The sequence below is a fragment of the Candidatus Brevundimonas colombiensis genome, assembly GCA_029202665.1.
Lineage (GTDB): Bacteria > Pseudomonadota > Alphaproteobacteria > Caulobacterales > Caulobacteraceae > Brevundimonas > Brevundimonas colombiensis.
The window spans coordinates 1,300,588-1,316,328 of record CP119326.1 but is presented as its reverse complement, the minus strand read 5'-3'; the positions used below and the strand labels follow the sequence as shown (position 1 = coordinate 1,316,328).

The following is a 15,741-nucleotide window of genomic DNA, read 5'->3' as shown; positions in this document are numbered from 1 at the left end:
GAGAGACTGTCAGGAGCGAACCGACCCGCCAGACCGCGAGGGTCCGGGCGGCGCAAGGTCGGGTCGCTGCGACGAGAAGAGTCCCCGCGCCCCTGCCTGGTCCCGGACAGCGACAAGCGACACAGGCGGCCAGGTCTCCTGGCTTGCGGGTCAAAAACCGCTGTCCTCGCCTTCCCAGTCGCCCAGTGGCGCCGAGGTCGTCAGACCCCGGACGGACGACGCTCTCGCCGCCTACAGTTGCGGGCACAGCCACGGCGTCGCACCGTGTTCCCTAAACCGCCTGGCGCGGCCTATCGCAGGGGCGAGAAGCCTGTGCAAGAGCCGGTTAACGGACTTGAGCGGTCGGGCGCGATCCGTCACCCTGTCGCCACATGAACGCGCCTGTGTCTCACCCGCCCGAAATCGCCGCCTCGTTGGAGGGCGCGACGCCCTTCATGGCGCAGTATCTGACGGCAAAGGCGGGTCAGCCGGACGCCATCCTGTTCTTCCGCATGGGCGATTTCTACGAGCTGTTCTTCAAGGACGCCGAGGTCGCGGCGGCAGCCCTGGGCATCACCCTGACCAAGCGCGGCAAGCATCAGGGCGAGGACATTCCGATGGCCGGCGTGCCGGTCCATGCGATGGAGGGCTATCTGGCCCGCCTGATCCGCATGGGCCACAAGGTCGCCATCTGCGAACAGTTGGAAGACCCAGCCGAGGCCAAGAAGCGCGGCGGCAAGGCGGTGGTCCATCGCGGCGTGGTGCGGGTCGTCACCCCCGGCACCCTGACCGAGGACAGTCTGCTGGACGCGCGCGGCGCCAACCGTCTGGCGGCGGTCGCGGTCAGAAAGGGTCGGGCGGCCGTGGCCGTGGTCGAGCTGTCCTCTGGCGCGGTCGACAGCGTCGCCTGTGCGATTGAAGACCTGGGCGCCGCCCTGGCCGCCTTCCGCCCGTCCGAAGTCCTCGTCACCGACCGGATGTATTCGGACGAGACGACGCGCGACGCCTTGGACGGCTCGGGCGGAGTGGTTCAGGCCCTGGCCTCGGCCATCGCCGAGCCCCAGGCCGCGCGCACGCGGGTCGAGCGGCTGTATGGCGTGGCGGCCCTGGACGGTTTCGGCGCCTTCGAGGAGGCCGAGGTCTCGGCGCTCGGCCTGATCGCCGCCTATCTGGAGACGACCCAGGCGGGCAAGGTTCCGGCGCTGGCCCCGCCCCGTCGTCTAGGCGACAGCGGTTTCATGGCCATCGACCCGGCGACCCGCGCCAGTCTGGAGATCGACCGCACCCAGAGGGGCGAACGCGAAGGCTCCCTACTCGCCTGCATCGACCGCACCGTCACCGCGGGCGGGGCGCGGGCGCTGGCGGAAAGGATCGCTCGCCCCTTGCGCGATCCCCTGGCCATCAACGAACAACTGGACGCCGTCGAATGGATGCTGGAGCGGCGCGATCTGCGACGCGACCTGCGCGACGGTCTGAAGGCGTCGTCGGACGTGGCCCGCGCCGTCGGGCGTCTGGCGCTGGGACGCGGCGGCCCGCGCGATCTGGCCGCCGTCCGCATCGGCCTGTCGATCGCCGAGGCCATCGCCGGTCTGTTCATCGGTCAGGTCGATCCCCTGACCGGCCAGCCGCGCCGCATCGCCCTGGCGCTGGACCGGCTGACCCTGTCGGCGGATCTGTCGGGGTTGAAGGCCGATCTGGTCGACGGCCTGGTGGACGAGCCGTCGCATCTGGCCCGCGACGGCGCCTTCGTGCGCCCCGACTATCGCCCCGAACTGGACGCCGCCCGCACCCTGCGCGACGACAGCCGCCGCGTGGTCGCCGATCTGGAGGCCCGCGCCGTTTCCGAGTCCGGCGTGCCGTTCAAGGTCAAGCACAACGCCGTCCTGGGCTATTTCCTGGAGACCTCGGCCAAGGCGGCGGAAGGGTTGCTGCGCGCGGGTCCCGACAGCCCCTTCATCCACCGCCAGACCCTGGCGAACCAGGTCCGTTTCACCACCGTCGAGCTGTCCGAACTGGACGCCAAGATCAGCCAGGCCGGGCACCGCGCCCTGGCCATCGAGGGCGAAACCTTCGAAACCTGGCGGCGCGAGGTCGCAGCCCTGGCCCAGCCGCTGCAGGCCGTCGCCGAAGCCCTGGCCGAACTGGACGCCCACGCCGCCCTGGCCGAATGGGCGCAGGAAGTCGGCGCCGTCCGTCCCGCCGTGGACGACACCCTGACCTTCTGCGTCGAGGCCGGTCGCCACCCGGTGGTCGAGGCGGCGGTCAAGGCGGCGGGCGATCCCTACACCCCCAACAACGCCCGGCTGGACGGATCGGGCCAGGACGGATCGCGTCTGACCATCGTCACCGGGCCGAACATGGCCGGTAAGTCGACCTTCCTGCGCCAGAACGCCCTGCTGGTGATCCTGGCCCAGGCGGGCGCCTTCGTACCGGCCCGTTCGATGCGTCTGGGCGTGGTGGACCGGCTGTTCAGCCGCGTCGGCGCGGGCGACGATCTGGCGCGCGGCCGCTCCACCTTCATGATGGAGATGGTCGAGACCGCCGCCATCCTGACCCAGGCCACGCCCAGAAGCTTCGTGGTGCTGGACGAGATCGGGCGCGGCACCGCCACCTATGACGGCCTGGCCATCGCCTGGGCCACGGCCGAGGCCCTGCACGAGACCAACCGCGCCCGCACCCTGTTCGCCACCCACTATCACGAGTTGGCCCAGCTTGAGACGCGGCTGGACCACGTCTGCAACCTGTCGATGGTCGCCAAGGAATGGAACGGCGATCTGGTCTTCCTGCACGAGGCCGCGCCGGGCGCCGCCGACCGTTCCTATGGCGTTCAGGTGGCCAAGCTGGCGGGCGTGCCGACCTCCGTCGTCGCCCGCGCCCGCTCGGTGCTGGAGCGTCTGGAGGGCGAAAAGGCCGCCGCCGCCCGCCTGGACGACCTGCCCCTGTTCGCCGTCGCCGAGCCGGAGCCGGTGCGCGGCCCGTCGCCGCTGGAACTGGCGTTCCGTGACGTCGATCCCGACGACCTGACCCCGCGCGAGGCGCTGGAGGCGCTCTATCGGCTTAAGGGTCTGGCCTGATGTGAAGAAGGCCCGGACGTCGCCGTCCGGGCCTTGCTTGCAACCTCGATCCGTTTCGGATCAGGCCTGCATCATCCAGCCTTCGACATCCATGGCCGCCTGACGGACGGCTTCCGAACGGGTCGGGTGGGCGTGGCAGGTGCGGGCGATGTCTTCCGAGGCGCCGCCGAAGCTCATGGTGATGGCGGCCTCGTGGATCATTTCGCCGGCCTGCGGACCCATGATGTGGACGCCCAGCACCTTGTCCGTCGCAGCATCGGCCAGAACCTTCACGAAGCCGTCGGTCTCGTGGTTGATCTTGGCGCGGCTGTTGGCGGCGAAGGGGAATTTGCCCTTCTTGTACTGGACGCCGGCGGCCTTCAGCTGGTCCTCGGTCTGGCCGACCCAGGCCACTTCGGGGAAGGTGTAGACCACGCTGGGGACCAGGGCGTAGTCGACGTGGCCGTATTTGCCGGCGATGGTGTCGATCACGGCGACCGCGTCCTCTTCGGCCTTGTGCGCCAGCATCGGGCCATGGGTCACGTCGCCGATCACCCAGACGCCATCTGCGACCTTGAAGTGGTCATGGTCGATGAAGCCGCGCTTGTCGGGCGTGGCGCCCACGCTCTCCAGACCCAGACCGTCCGTATAGGGACGACGGCCGATGGCGACCAGGACCACGTCGCCCTTGATCGTTTCCGCCGCGCCGCCGGCCGACGGCTCGACCGTCAGTTCCACGCCATCCTTGCCAGACTTGGCGGCCGTGACCTTGGCGCCCAGTTTGAAGACCATGCCCTGTTTGGCCAGGGTGCGCTGGAAGGCGGTGGCGACCTCGGTGTCCATGCCGGGGGTGATCCGGTCCAGGAATTCGACCACCGTCACCTCGGCGCCCAGACGGCGCCAGACCGAACCCAGCTCCAGGCCGATAATGCCGGCGCCGACCACGATCAACTTCTTGGGCACCGACGGCAGCGACAGGGCGCCGGTGGAATCGATCACCTTGCCCGCTTCGAACGCGACGCCCGGCAGCGGGGTCGGTTCCGAGCCGGTGGCGATGACGATATTCTTGGCGTCCAGCGTCTGGACCGCGCCGTCGGCGGCGGTGACTTCGACCTTGCCCTTGGCGACGATCTTGCCCTTGCCCTTGATCCACTCGACCTTGTTCTTCTTGAACAGGAACTCGATCCCCTTGGTCAGGGCCAGGACGCTGTCGTCCTTGGCCTTGTGCATCTGGGGCAGGTTCAGCTTGGGCGAGACCTCGATGCCGATCTTGGCGAACTCGCCATTGGCGGCGTCCCACAGCTCCGAGGCGTGCAGCAGGGCCTTGGACGGCATGCAGCCGACGTTCAGACAGGTGCCGCCCAGCGTCGAACGCATTTCCACGCACGCGACCTTCAGGCCCAGCTGGCCGGCGCGGATCGCGGCGTTATAGCCGCCCGGCCCTCCGCCGATGATGACGACGTCGTAGGGAGCGGTGGCTTCGGCCATGATATCCTCTGATCGTTCAGCGCTTGCAATGCTGCGCGGGGCTTAGGCGCCAGACCCGCCGGGGTCAACCGCCGCGCTCCATATGGGGACGGGTTTGCGACCTTTGGAGGCCCTGTGAGCAGGATGTGACCACGCCCATCGAAACAGACCGCGTCCGGCGGGAGCTTGCGCGTCTCGACAAACGAAAAGGGCCAGGCGTCGCCGCCCGGCCCTTGGGTCGTCTCCGAACCTTGGAAGGTCAGAGCTTGAAGCGCACGCCGACGAAGACGTTATAGCCGAACTTCTCGTACTCGTAGGTCCGCTCCTTGACGCCGTAGTAGCGCACGCCGGCGCTGTCGGTCAGGTTCTTGGCCTCGCCGAACAGCTCCACCCCGTTGCCGAAGTCGTAGCTGGCGGTGAAGTCCAGCTGACCGCGCCCCTCGACATACAGGTCCAGACCCGGCCGCGTGGCGTTGATCTCTTCCAGGAACTCGCTGCGGTGGGTGTAGGACAGGCGCGCGCTGAGACCGTAACGCTCATAGAACAGGGCGGCGTTATAGACCGTGTCCGACTGGCCGGGCAGGGTGAAGGTGTTGCGGCCGGCGTAGGAGGCGCTGGTCTCGATCTCGGCGTCGGTCAGGGTCAGGTTGGCGAAGACGCCGAAGCCCGAGGCCCAATCCGGCAGGAAGTCGAACGTCTGCTGCCAGTTCAACTCGATCCCCGCCAGATGGCCGTCGGCGTTCAGGGCTTCGGTGACGTCGGCCGTGCCGGACGGCGCGGGCTGATAGGGCACGCCTGCCGTGACCAGGGTGAAACGGTAGTCCGACAGGTCCTTGTAGAAGGCGTTGGCCGAGATCACGCCCAGCGGACGCAGATAATATTCCAGGCCCAGGTCGATATTGTTCGACAGGGTCGCCTTCAGATCCGGGTTGCCGCGCGAGACAGTGGTTCTGACGCGGGTCTGGCCGTCGTCCGTGACGTTCTCGCTGGTCTCCAGCAGGCGCGGCACGACGTCCTTGTAGTCCGCGCGCGAGATGGCGCGGGTCAGGGCGAAGCGACCGATCAGGTTGTCGCTGAAGCTGTGGCGCAGGGTCAGGTTGGGGAAGAAGTCGGTCTGGTCGCGGCTGACGTTGACCGGGACGGGATCACCCTTGGGCGGGACGCTGACGGCGGAGCCTTCGAAGTCGGTCTTCTCGACGCGCAGGCCGATCAGGACGTTGGTGGCGCCGACATCGAAGCGCGCCTGGCCATAGGCGGCCAGGATGTCCTCGTTGGCGGTATAGTCGGCGCTGACCGACTGGGGCATGCGGCGGGCCGTGGCGGACTTGGATACGCCCTGGGCCGCATTGTCCAGATACTGGGCGACCAAACCATGATCCATCTTGAAGCCCAGATCATAGCCGTAGTTGCGGGACTCGCGGTCGCTGATCAGCGAGGCCAGCGTGCCGGGATCGGGCGGAGGAAGCTTGTCGTCCGGCCGGGCGCGGAAACGTTCCTCGTCGGAGGAGACGTCGCGGGTGCTGTATTTGCCGCCGAACTTCAGCGTCACTTCGCGGCCGCCGATCACGGTCGGCAGTTCGTAGCTGGTCTTGAAGGAGACGTCTTCCTGCTCGGTGGTGTTGTCGCGGAAGGTGTTCTCACGGAACTTGTAGTTGCCGGGCGTCTGGTAATAGGTCGAGGCGAAGCCGTCGTAGGTCGGCTGATAGTGGTCGGCGGTGTTGTAGCCCAGGGTCAGGCTGTCGGCCGAACGGAACACCAGTTCGTCGCGGTGCGGATAGGTCTGTTCGCTCTTGGCCCAGGCCAGGGTGGCGTCCCAGACCGCGCCATTGCCGAAGGTGTATTCGGCCCCGGCGTTCAGGGTGGTGATCTGGTTGTTCTGTTCGCGGTGGCGCAGGGCCTTGTAGATGCGCGCCTTGGAATAGGTGGCGGCCTGATCCGTCACCGTGCCCGTCGCCGTGCCGTCCGAGAAGTTGAAGCGCAGGGTGTCGCGGTATTCATCGTCATTGAACTCGGCGAACGAACCGCGCACCCAGGCGCGAAGCGCGTCGTTGGGCCGCCATTCCAGGGCGCCGGTCACCGCCTTGCGGGTGCGCTCGGTCTCATAGTCCTTGAACAGGGCTTCCTCGAGCACATAGTGGCCGAACGCCGGGTTGGGCGTCGTGCCTTTCAGGAACGCGTTGTCGTCGAAGATCCAGGCGTTCTCGACATTGTCGGGGCGGCGGTTGGTCTGGGAATAGCTGAGCGAGACCAGGGCGCCGAAGGTCTGGCCCGGGCCGAACACGTTCGACGCCGTGGCGGCGGCGCGGGTGTCCGAACCGCCGTAGTCGTTGTAGCTGCCGCCGGCATAGCCGCTGATGGCCAGACGACGCTTGTCGAAGGGCGAGCGGGTCTTGATGTCCACGGCCCCGGCGATGGAGTCCGCGTCCTGGCTGGGGCGCAGGGTCTTGGAGACCTCGACGGTGGAGACGATGTCGGACGGCAGGGTGTCCAGATCGACCGCGCGGGTCGACGGGGACACGGCGGGGATGGCCACCCCGTCCACCGAAACGGCGGTGAAGGACGACGGCGCGCCGCGCACGTTGATATAGCGGCCCTCGCCCTGGTCGCGCTGGATGGCGATGCCCTGAACCCGCTGCAGGGATTCCGCGACGTTCGGGTCGGGATAGCGGCCGATGGCGTCGGCCGACAGGATATTGACGGTGCCGTCGGCGTTCTTCTGCTGGTTCAGCGAGCGGGCGACGCCGTCGGTGATGACGCCGGTCACGATCACGTCCGCCACGTCGGTCGCCGAGGCCGACCCCAGGACGATGGCCACATTGGCGTCCTCGCCCGGCGTGGTGACGACCGACTGGCTGGCCGAGGGCAGGCCCAGATAACGCACGTCCAGAACCATCTGGCCCGCCGCGGTCGGCAGGGTGAACTCGCCCTGGGTGTTAGTCACGACCCGCTGGCCCGAACCGCGCACCACCACCTCGGCGCCCGGCAGGGGCGCGCCCGAGGCGTTGGTCACGCGACCATAGATCACGTCTCCAGCGACGGAGGAGGCGGCCACGGCGTCGGCGGTCTCGGCGTGCGCGACGGCGGCCATCGGCGCCAGGATCATCGGCGCCATCAGCACGGGCTTGAGCGCGGCGCTCATCAGCAGGTTCAGCTTCATCTCATGTCCCCTTCGATCGGCGACATTTCGCCTGGACCGATAAGGCGGCGCTTAACCTTTGGCGACGACGCGAAAACGACGGTTTCACGACGCATGTTTCGCGATTTTCAGACAGTCACGAGACGATTGATCCTTTTTCGGATCATTGGTCATCAACGCGACGCGCAACCGTCACGACACCGCCGTTGACCGCGCCGCTTCCATGGCGAAAGGACGCCGCATCCCGTTTCGGAGCCCACCCCATGCGCCGCCCTCGCCTTCGCCTGCCGACCGCCTGCGCCCTAATGTCGCTGCTGGCTGGCTGCGCCGCGCACGAGGTGGATTTCCAGGGTGAAGGCGGCGGCCTCGTCGGCCCTGGCGCGCCCGTTCACGCCATCCTGGAAACCCCGCCTGTCGGCGCCCCCGGCCAGGACGCCGCCGACGACCCCGCCGTCTGGGCCAGCACAACGCCGGTCATGGTGATGGGCCAGGCCACGCCCGGCTTCGTCGCCGGCACCGACAAGAAGTCGGGTCTTTATATCTATGGCTTCGACGGCCGCATCCTTCAGTTCCTGCCCGAGGGTCTGTTGAACAACGTCGATGTGGTCGAGGGCCTGTCGATCGACGGCCGGCCGCAGGTCGTGCTGGGCGCCAGCGACCGCACGCCGGGCAAGACCGGCGTCTCGCTTTATGTCTTCGACCCGGCCGGGACCGGCCAGAACGGCGTGCGCTACTGGGGCCATGTGGCGACCGACGTTGTCGAACCCTACGGCTTCTGTTTCGCCCGTCGCGGCGCCGAGGTCCACGCCATCCTGGTCGGCCATGAGGGCGAACTGCGCCAGTTCATCCTGACCGCCGACGCCGCCGGCAAGCCCGTGGCCCGCCTGGTCCGCACCGCCGAGATCGGCTCGATCTCCGAAGGCTGCGCCGCCGACACGACCGGCGACGCCCTCTATATCAACGAAGAGAACATCGGCCTGTGGCGCTATGGCCTGGACCCGGCCTCTGGCGCGACCCGCACCCTGATCCAGCCCATCGCCAAGGACATCCTGGTCGCCGACGCCGAGGGCCTGACCACCATCGCCGACGCCTCGGGCCGTTATCTGATCGCCTCCAGCCAGGGCGATTCCACCTTCCCCGTCTGGCGCATCGACGGCCCGGCGCCGCAGTACAAGGGCCGGTTCAAGGTCGTTGACGGCGCGGTGGACGGCGTCACCGGAACCGACGGCCTCGCCGCCGCCAGTGGGCCGGTCGGCCCCTTCCCCGAAGGCGTCGTGGTCATCCAGGACGACGTCAACGACGGCGGCGCCCAGAACTTCAAATACGTCGACTGGCGCGACATCCGCCGGGCGCTGGGGCTGTAATCCCCGCGCCGCATCCTAGAGCGTGGCGTCAGCAGGATCGGCGCGGCCTTACAGGCGCGACCTGACCATCAGAAAAGCCGTGTCGGACAAGCGTCCGCTGGCCAGCCGCTGCGGCGGATAGACAGCCCGCTCCAGGTTGGAAATCCCAGGGGATTTTTAATTGCACACAATTTAATTGTGTAAAACTGTTTCTCGATTTACAGAGAGGCATCTTGCATAAGAAGGAAAGCCGCGATGAGCGCGATCTACTCCACCACAGCCTCCGCCACCGGTGGACGCCACGGCTCCGTCCGAACGAACGACGGTCTGCTGGATCTGCCGCTGGCCCTGCCCAAGGAACTGGGCGGCAAGGGCGGGGCGACCAACCCCGAACAACTCTTCGCCGCGGGCTATGCGGCCTGTTTCGAGAACGCCGTGATCCACGTGAGCCGCAACAAGGCGACCAAGGTTCGCGACGACGACATCGACGTGGCCGCAACCGTCGGCCTCAGTCCTGACGCCGGCGGCGGGTTCGCACTGACTGTCGCTCTTGACGTTGTCATCGCCGGCGTAGACCAGGCGACGGCGGAGAACATCGTTCAGGAAGCCCACGCCACCTGCCCCTATTCCAATGCGGTGAAGGGCAATGTCGACGTGGCGCTGACGGTCAGCACGCGGTGATGCAAGGAGGCAGGATGGAAGACCCATCGAGCAAGGCCGTGGTTCTGCGGCTTGAAGACCAGATGTGCTTCCCGCTCTATGCGGCCTCCAACCTGCTCAATCGCCTCTATCGCCCGATCCTGTCCGACCTGGGCCTGACATATCCGCAGTATCTTGTGATGCTGGCGCTGTGGCAGCAGGCGCCAAAGACGGTCAGCGCACTGGGCGAGGCCTTGCTGCTGGACAGTGGAACCCTGACCCCCCTGCTCAAGCGGATGGAGACGGCTGGCCTCATCACGCGGGAACGCGACAGCCGGGACGAGCGGCGGGTGCAGATCGACCTCACCCGCAAGGGGGACGCCCTGCGCGATCAGGCGGCGCACATACCGGCGCTCCTGGCCGCCCGCACCCAGGTCACCCAAGACCAGGCCGACGAGGTTCGTCGGATCGTGCGCGATCTGATTGCGGTGCTCGGCCGTTGCGAACCTGGCCAATGACGGTCGTGCGTCGGCGTTAGATCATACGGCTAAAGGCTCGCCGTTCGGGTCGATCCTCGCGGGCCGGGCCGAGGCCTACTGATCCTCGTCGAACTTGCGTGCGACCAGGTCGCTCAAGGCTTCCATCGCCTCCTCGGCGTCCGGCCCCTCGGCCGACACGTCGATGCTGCAGCCGATGCCGGCGCCCAGCATCAACAGGCCCATGATCGAGCGGGCGTCCACCGTCACGCCATCGCGCGCGACGTGGATTTCGCTTTCGAAACTGGAGGCCAGTTTGACGAACTTGGCCGAGGCGCGGGCGTGCAGGCCGCGCGTGTTGCAGATGTTCAGGGTCGCCTTGACGCTCATTTCTCGCCCGCCAGCACCCAGGAGGCGACCGAGATGTATTTGCGCCCGGCGTCCTGCGCATGGGCCACGCACGCCTCCAGCGTCTCGCGCCCGCGCACGCTGGCCAGTTTGATCAGCATGGGCAGGTTCAGCCCGGCGATCACCTCGGCGTGGGTCTGCTCCATCACTGAAATGGCCAGATTGGATGGGGTGCCGCCGAACATGTCGGTCAGCAGGATGACGCCGTCGCCGTCGTCAACCGCCGCCGCCGCATCGACGATGTCGCGCCGCCGACGCTCCATGTCGTCGTCGGGTCCGATGCAGATGGCCGCGACCCCGCGCTGCGGGCCGACCACATGCTCCATCGCCGAAAGGAATTCTGACGCCAGCCCGCCGTGGGTGACGATGACCAGACCGATCATGAGGACTTCACTCGCATCCCGCCCCGAACCGTCCCGAACGTTCCCCCGCCCGGCGAGGAGGCCGGACGCCGCCCTCCTTGGACCGCAAGGGGGGTGTCATAGACCCGTCTTGCAGCGTTTCAAAGCGTCTCCAACGCCGCTGCGACCACATCGACGGCCGAGGCGGGGCGCGGGTCCAGCGTCAGGAGGGGCAGGTCCACCCCGCAAAACGCCCGCGATCGCGGCTCCGGCAGGCGTTCGACCGGCTCACGCGTGCAGGCGACGGACAGGGCCGCTCTGACCATCGGCCGTGTCGCGGCGGACACGATTCCCAGGCCGCGAACCTCGATCCGGCCGGCGATGGCGACCGGCGCGCGGGCGTAGAGGGCGCCGCCCGAGGCCCAGACCTGGGTATAGTCGTCGCTGACCAGCCGCCAGCCGCGCCCGATCAGCCTCAGCGCCAGATCGCTCTTGCCCGCTCCCGACGCGCCCAGGATCATCACCCCGCGCCAGCCTTCTGTGCGGCGCACGGCGACCGTCGTGGCGTGGATGGGGGCGGCATGGATCGGGGCGGCGGACCTCATGCCCGGCGGCCGACCGCCGGGAACAGGATTTCGAACCGGGCGCCGACGACCTGCCCGTCCTGCATCTGGTTCTCGGCGTGGACGCGTCCGCCGTGCGCCTCCACGATCTGACGCACGATGGACAGGCCCAGACCCGAGTTGGAGCCGAACTTGGCCCCCTGCGGCCGCGAGGTGTAGAAGCGTTCGAACACCGTCTCCAGGTTCTCGGGCGGGATGCCCGGCCCCTGGTCTTCGACCCGCACGCGCACCGGCAGGTCGTCGGTCGTCTCCTCCAGACTGACGCGCACCGCCCCATCCGCCGGACTGAAGGAGCGGGCGTTGTCGATCAGATTGCGGAACACCTGACCCAGCGGCCCGTCGCGGCCCATGACGCGCAGCGCCGTCTCGGGCGCCTGGAACAGCACCGGAATGTCGCCCGGCTTGGCCGTGGTGTCATAGACGCCGACGATGTCGGTCAGCAGCTGGTTCAGCGTTATGGGGCGCGGCCGGTCGCGCGACAGCTCCGCATCCAGGCGCGAGGCGTTGGAGATGTCGGTGATCAGCCGGTCCAGCCGCCGCACGTCCTGCTGCAACAGGGCCGTCAGCTTCTCGCGATGCGCGTCGGTCTTGACCAGCGGCAGGGTCTCCAGCGCCGAACGGATAGAGGTCAGGGGGTTCTTGATCTCGTGCGACACGTCGGCGGCGAACCGTTCGATGGCGTCCATGCGGGTGGACAGGGTGTCGGTCATGGATTCCAGCGACCGCGCCAGATCGCCGATCTCGTCCTTGCGGTCCTCCAGATCGGGCAGGGAGATGGCGCGCGCGCGTTGCAGCTTGACCTGATCCGCCGCCGCCGACAGCCGCATGATCGGGCGCGCCACGAACAGATGCAGCAGAAGCGAGGCCAGCAGATTTACCCCCAGCGCCACCAGGGCGAACGGCACCAGGGCGCGCCGCTGGGCGCTGAGGATCTCGTCCACATCACCGGATTCGACCGTCAGCACCCCCAGCACCTGACGCACGTGGCGCACGGGAATGGAGACCGACACCACCCGGTCCCCGGATTCGTTGCGGCGCAGCGTCGCCTGGGGCGTTCCGTCCAGCGCCGCGCTGACCTCGGCGGCCAGTTCGCTGTCGGCGCGTTCAAGCCGCCGTTCTTTGACGATGTCAGAGACGCCGTCGTCTTCGGTGGGCGATCCGGCACGTCGCGCAGGCGGCAAAGGCCGTCCGCCGATGGCTTCCGTCACCTGATAACTGTCAACAAGCAGCAGCCCATTGATGTCGTAAAGCCGAACCCGCTGTCCTGCCGGAATAAAGCGGTCGGTCAGCCACAGCGAGGCGCGGATGGGGTCCAGTTCGGGCGTCGGTTCACCGCGCGTGACATCCTTCTCGCGCAGAATATTGGCGAGGAGTTCGGCCTGAACCGTCAGGGATTCTTGGCGCGCCTGTATCAGGCCCGGCCGCCATTCGTTCAGGGCCAACGCCCCGCCGAACAGGATCAGCAGGCTGAGCAGATTGAGCGCCAGGATGAAGCCGCCCAGCCGCGATCCGCCGAGGCGGAACAACGGCCGGCGCACGCGTTCCTCGTCGGGCTCGCGCCCGTCGGGCCGATCAGCTCTCGCGGTAGCGGTAGCCGACGCCATACAGGGTCTCGATCGCGTCGAACTCGTTGTCCACAGCGCGGAACTTCTTGCGCATCCGCTTCACGTGGCTGTCGATGGTGCGGTCGTCGACATAGACCTGATCGTCATAGGCGGCGTCCATCAGGTTGTCGCGGCTCTTCACGAAGCCGGGCCGCTGGGCCAGGGCCTGCAGCAGCAGGAACTCGGTCACCGTCAGCTTGACCGGCTTGCCGTCCCAGGTCGATTCGTGGCGCGCCGGGTCCATAGACAGCTTGCCGCGCTTGATCGCCCGGCCCGAGACCTCGGCGGCGGCTTCCGGCTCTCCGCCGTCGGCGCCGGTGCGGCGCAGCAGCGCCTTGACCCGCTCGATCAGCAGACGCTGGCTGAAGGGTTTGTGGATATAGTCGTCGGCGCCCAGGTTGAAGCCCAGGATCTCGTCGATCTCCTCGTCCTTGGACGTCAGCATGATGACCGGGATCTGCGAGGTCTGGCGCAGGCGGCGCAACACCTCCATCCCGTCCATGCGCGGCATCTTCACGTCCAGAATGGCCAGATCGGGCGGCGCGGATTCCAGGGCGGCCAGCCCCGAGGCCCCGTCGTGATAGGCGGTGATCTTGTGGCCATGGCTTTCCAGCGCCAACGACACGGACGCCACGATGTTCTCGTCGTCATCGACCAGGGTGATGTTCGCCAAGGGTGTCTTCTCCTGAACTTTGCGGTCCTGCGAGCAGGAACGCGCTTCAAGCGTAACCGTTCGATCACGGTCACATTAGGGCCATGACGCCCCGACCAGAAGGGAATTCGGTTCGAACGCCCTCGCGCAAGTCTCGGCGAAGATGGTTGGTTCCGCTCGCGATTTCAACGCGCAGGCGCCCCAGCCATGTTCCGGGGCGCCCGGGGGGATGAAACTTAGCCTTAAAGGCTTGGGGTCCAAGGAGGCCCGATGGCCGGTCCGATCCACTACGAAGTCTATGTCCGCAAGACCGCGCCCGCGGCCTGGACCCTGCTGATCGCCACCGAGAACCGCAAACAGGCCATCGAGGCGGCCGAGGATCAGTTGAACGACCGGCTGGCCGTCGCCTCGCGCGTGACCAAGGAGACGCTGGACCCGGAGACGATGGAGTTCGCCTCCGTCACCATCCTGACGCTGGGCGCGCCCGAGCCGCTCAGGAAGAAGGCGGTCGCTCCTGCGGCGCGCCCCGCCTGCACCAGCCCGGCCGAACTCTATTCGCCCCATGCCCGCGCCCTGATCGGCCGGGTGCTGGAGGACTGGCTGCGGCGTGAGGGCGTCACCGCCTTCGAACTGCTGCACCGCCCCGACGTGGCCGAGCGGCTGGAGGCGGCGGGGATCGAGCTTCAGCACGCGATCCAGAAGGTCGCCGTCCCCGAAAGCCAGTCGACCGGCCAGGACGTCCACGCCCTGGTCCGCCACTATCACAAACTGACCGAACAGACGATCGTGCGGCTGCGCAAGGCCGGGCGCGACGGCCTGTTCCCGTCGTTGCAGGACCGCTCCATCGCCGACCTGGCCCATCGGTTCAGCGGGGCGCCGGATCGCGCCTTTCGCATGGGCGGAGTGGTCGCCGGCGCCCTCGCGGGCCAGAGCGGCCCCCGCGCGCGGCTGTCGACCCTGATGGACCTGATGGACGCCGCACCGGCGGACGGCCCGCCCCGCGCCCTGATCGTGGTGGCGGTGGAGCAGATCGTCGCCGAGATGCTGGCCCTGCGCCAGAACCTGAACGCGGTGTTGGGCCCGGCGCTGGACCAGGGCGCCAATCTGGCCGCCATCGTGCGGATGGTGGCCCCGGACGAGATGGACGGCCTGTTGAAGCTGGACCCGCGCCTGTCTCTGATGATGCCGGCCATCGACGGCCCCGCCGCCCGGCTGGGCGTGCATCTGGCCGCCGGCGAGTTTCCGCTTCTGGCCGCCGCCCTGGCCCGGATGGTGACGCGCGAACTGACCAGCCCGCGCCGTCTTCGGCCGCACGATCCGGTGGGCGAGATCGACATCCTGCGGCTGTTGGCCATGGCGTTGACGGCCTCGGCCGGACGGCTGTTGACGCTGGAAGAGGTCCAGACCGCCTTCGTGGAGCGGTCCAAGAGCCTGGTCACGGCCGATTTCGTCGCCGCCTATGTCGCCGGCTGCCAGAGCGTGCTGGCCGAGGCCGAACACTTGACCCGCCTGTGCGAGAATGTGACCGGCGGCGCCAACAAGCGCGCGGCCGCCCGCTGGCTGGGCGCCTGCATCGGCTCGCTGCGGTTCGAGACCGAGATGCGTCAGGTCGCGCCCGGCGGTCCCTCGCCGTCGCAGAAGCTGGCCATACTGGCGCGACTGCAACGGGCGACGCGCACCGCCCATCTGGCCGAACACGACCAGGCGCATATCTCCAAGGCCATCGGCGCGGTAGGCGCCCGTCTGGAGGTCGACGCCGGCCTGGTCGCCCAGATCGTGCGCGCCCCGGCCCCCGCGCCGCAGAAACTCGCCGCCCTGCTGAAACTGGCCGCCGGCGAGGCGGGACCGCTGGGGCCGTCGGCCGAGCGCGCCCGCGCCGAGGCCGTCCGCCTGCTCCGCGCCCCGGAAACCCGCACCGCCCTGTCCGCCGCCCCCGACAGCGTCGCGGCGCTTCGCGGCCTGATGCAGGCGGCGGGTCTGGCGGCGTGAGGGGCGGGGTCGAACCGGGGACGCCCCCGCC

Annotated in this window: 12 protein-coding genes and 1 riboswitch; of the genes, 5 read left to right on the top strand and 7 right to left on the bottom strand. The window is 68.2% G+C overall.

What is annotated here, in order from left to right; all coding sequences use genetic code 11:
• Positions 1-131 precede the first annotated feature (131 nt).
• Positions 132-274, bottom strand: a riboswitch (cobalamin riboswitch).
• A 97-nt stretch (positions 275-371) separates the two neighbouring features.
• The gene (gene mutS / locus P0Y50_06220; GenBank protein WEK41198.1) at positions 372-3,053 is read left to right on the top strand and encodes a DNA mismatch repair protein MutS; all 2,682 of its coding nucleotides are present in this window, start codon (positions 372-374) and stop codon (positions 3,051-3,053) included.
• Between the two features lie 60 nt (positions 3,054-3,113).
• Here the strand turns inward: mutS and lpdA are convergent, their stop codons facing one another.
• Entirely contained in the window at positions 3,114-4,520 is a 1,407-nt protein-coding gene (gene lpdA, locus P0Y50_06215; GenBank protein WEK41197.1) for a dihydrolipoyl dehydrogenase, read from the bottom strand.
• Positions 4,521-4,758: 238 nt separating this feature from the next.
• Positions 4,759-7,656, bottom strand: a complete 2,898-nt coding sequence (locus tag P0Y50_06210; GenBank protein ID WEK41196.1) for a TonB-dependent receptor — start codon at positions 7,654-7,656, stop codon at positions 4,759-4,761.
• 242 nt (positions 7,657-7,898) lie between these two features.
• Here P0Y50_06210 and P0Y50_06205 point away from each other — a divergent pair, with 242 nt between their 5' ends.
• The 3 genes from P0Y50_06205 (at position 7,899) to P0Y50_06195 (ending at position 10,135) form a co-directional block, all read left to right on the top strand.
• On the top strand, positions 7,899-8,999 hold the full coding sequence (locus tag P0Y50_06205; GenBank protein ID WEK41195.1) for a phytase: 1,101 nt from the start codon (positions 7,899-7,901) through the stop codon (positions 8,997-8,999).
• Positions 9,000-9,233: 234 nt separating this feature from the next.
• Positions 9,234-9,659: an organic hydroperoxide resistance protein gene (locus P0Y50_06200; GenBank protein ID WEK41194.1), complete on the top strand. Its 426-nt coding sequence runs from the start codon at positions 9,234-9,236 to the stop codon at positions 9,657-9,659.
• A 14-nt stretch (positions 9,660-9,673) separates the two neighbouring features.
• Entirely contained in the window at positions 9,674-10,135 is a 462-nt protein-coding gene (locus tag P0Y50_06195) for a MarR family transcriptional regulator (protein ID WEK41193.1), read from the top strand.
• Positions 10,136-10,210: 75 nt separating this feature from the next.
• Here P0Y50_06195 and P0Y50_06190 read toward each other — a convergent pair whose 3' ends face one another.
• From P0Y50_06190 to P0Y50_06170, 5 genes are all read right to left on the bottom strand, one after another.
• The gene (locus P0Y50_06190) at positions 10,211-10,483 is read right to left on the bottom strand and encodes an HPr family phosphocarrier protein (protein WEK41192.1); all 273 of its coding nucleotides are present in this window, start codon (positions 10,481-10,483) and stop codon (positions 10,211-10,213) included.
• Positions 10,480-10,884, bottom strand: a complete 405-nt coding sequence (locus P0Y50_06185) for a PTS sugar transporter subunit IIA (GenBank protein WEK41191.1) — start codon at positions 10,882-10,884, stop codon at positions 10,480-10,482. The genes P0Y50_06190 and P0Y50_06185 overlap by 4 nt, the downstream gene beginning before the upstream one ends.
• A gap of 119 nt (positions 10,885-11,003) precedes the next feature.
• A complete protein-coding gene (locus tag P0Y50_06180; protein ID WEK41190.1) occupies positions 11,004-11,447 on the bottom strand; it encodes an HPr kinase/phosphatase C-terminal domain-containing protein in 444 nt (147 codons plus the stop codon).
• Entirely contained in the window at positions 11,444-13,069 is a 1,626-nt protein-coding gene (locus P0Y50_06175; GenBank protein WEK41189.1) for an ATP-binding protein, read from the bottom strand. Before P0Y50_06175 ends, P0Y50_06180 begins: the two co-directional genes overlap by 4 nt.
• Positions 13,038-13,742, bottom strand: a complete 705-nt coding sequence (locus P0Y50_06170; GenBank protein WEK41188.1) for a response regulator transcription factor — start codon at positions 13,740-13,742, stop codon at positions 13,038-13,040. Before P0Y50_06170 ends, P0Y50_06175 begins: the two co-directional genes overlap by 32 nt.
• A 249-nt stretch (positions 13,743-13,991) precedes the next feature.
• Between P0Y50_06170 and P0Y50_06165 the strand changes: the two genes are divergently transcribed.
• The gene (locus P0Y50_06165) at positions 13,992-15,710 is read left to right on the top strand and encodes a hypothetical protein (protein ID WEK41187.1); all 1,719 of its coding nucleotides are present in this window, start codon (positions 13,992-13,994) and stop codon (positions 15,708-15,710) included.
• Positions 15,711-15,741 lie beyond the last annotated feature (31 nt).